The sequence below is a fragment of the Micromonospora sp. D75 genome, from assembly GCF_018070405.1.
GTDB lineage: Bacteria > Actinomycetota > Actinomycetes > Mycobacteriales > Micromonosporaceae > Micromonospora > Micromonospora chalcea.
Window position 1 is genome coordinate 1 of the sequence record NZ_JAGPXV010000906.1, and the last position, 1,716, is coordinate 1,716.

Annotated in this window: 1 protein-coding gene and 1 pseudogene; one reads left to right on the forward strand and one right to left on the reverse strand. The window is 76.5% G+C overall.

What is annotated here, in order from left to right:
* Positions 1-536 (reverse strand): TetR/AcrR family transcriptional regulator (locus KBX39_RS30545; protein WP_210873877.1); only part of this gene is annotated, 536 nt, incomplete at its 3' end.
* Positions 537-685: 149 nt separating this feature from the next.
* On the opposite strand from KBX39_RS30545, the pseudogene KBX39_RS30550 reads away from it, so the two are divergent.
* Positions 686-1,716 (forward strand): annotated as a pseudogene (locus KBX39_RS30550) (hypothetical protein); the annotation flags it as partial.

The following is a 1,716-nucleotide window of genomic DNA, read 5'->3' on the forward strand; positions in this document are numbered from 1 at the left end:
AGCCAGAACTGGGCGGCCGTCTCGGCGGCGCCGACCAGGCCCGATGCGAGCAGCTCGGCGTGCGACCGGCTGACGCCGGTGTCCGAGATGATCGTGTCGGTGATGGCCGCGATGCAGCCCTGCTCGACCCGCTCCACCCGCTGCCGCACCGCCGGGTCGTTGCGCAGGTCGGACTCGAAGACCAGCCGGAACGCCTCGCTCTCGTGGTCGACGAAGTCGAAGTACGCGCGGACCGCGGCGCTGACCCGTTCCTTGTTGTCGCTGGTGCTGCTCATGGCGCCCTGCACGTTCGCCACTATCGCGTCACAGTGCGTGTCCAGCAGCGCCAGGTAGAGCTCCATCTTCCCGGGGAAGTGTTGGTAGAGCACCGGCTTGGAGACCCCGGCCCGCTCGGCGATGTCGTCCATCGCGGCGGCGTGGTAGCCCTGCGCGACGAACACCTCCTGAGCAGCGGCGAGCAGCTGCTTACGGCGTGCCGAGCGGGGCAGGCGGGTGGGCCGACCGGCGGTCTGTGCACCGTTCCCCACTGCGGTCATGGGAACCTCCGAGTATCTGCGTACGAGCCGGCACGTATCACCCGAACCGGTGCGGGTTCGTGAACCCGTCGCGGAATTGGCCCGCCGCTGTAACTTATCGCCACTGTCACCACACGGTAGCCTCAGCGGGGGCGACCAAGGAGCGCGCGGTGAGTGAAACAGGGCAACCCGGAGCCGCCACCCCGGGAGAGCACGGCGACGGGACGGGCCGGCAGGACGAACCCGCCCGTACCGGCGGCGGTTGGGCGCCCCCGCCGAACGGCTGGTCCCGTGGTGCTCCGGCGCCCGGCGGCTGGCCCTACGGCGATCTCGGCGGCTGGGCCGCCTCCTCGCCCCGGCACGGTGACCTGCCGGCTCCGCTACCCGGCCGACCGGAGCCGGGACCGGTGAACGGCCGCCACGTCAACGGCGTGCACCACGCCGGGGAGGAGTCGCGCGTGACCCGCCAGGCGCCGGTCAGTGCCCCGCCGGCGGACGAACCGCCCCGGCAGAGCGACGGCGAGCGGCTGGCCGTACCGGCCCCGCGACCGGCGCCCCCGGCCGAGCAGCAGGTGAACCCGGCCGACGCCGCCGGCTCCCGGCACGCCGCCGACGACCCGGCCGCCGCGCCCCGCTGGGCCGAGAGCGGCCCCGCCTCCGCGCCCCCGGCCCTGCAGGTGCCGCCGGTCGGCGCCGCCGCATCCGGCTTCGAGGTGCCACCGGGCTTCCACGCGCCGAACACCGAGTCCACCCTGTCGCTCTCCCGTGGCTGGGCCGACCGGGCGCCCGGCGAGCCGTCCGCCGACCCGGCCGGCCGTTCCGCGCAGCCGGTGGGCGACGTCCGCCCGCCGGACGGACCGGCGGGCGCCGCCGGGCCCCGGGCCGCCGCCGACTCCCGGGAGCCCGCCGCGGACGACCCGGGCGCCGGTGAACCCGACTGGTCCGGACCGTCCTGGAACCGCCCGAGCTGGGGCGACGGCTGGGCCCCGCCGTGGGCCCGCACCGACGAGCCGGCGGCGCGCCGCGCCGCGGAGCCCGCCGACCGGCGCGAGCGGGAGGACGACACCGCCGGCCGCCGCGCCGCCCGCGACGACCGCTCGGCCCATGACGACCGTGCCAGCCACGACGACCGCGCGGCCCACGACGACCGTGCCGGCCATGACGATCGCGCGGGCTGGGACGACCGGGCGGGCTGGGACGA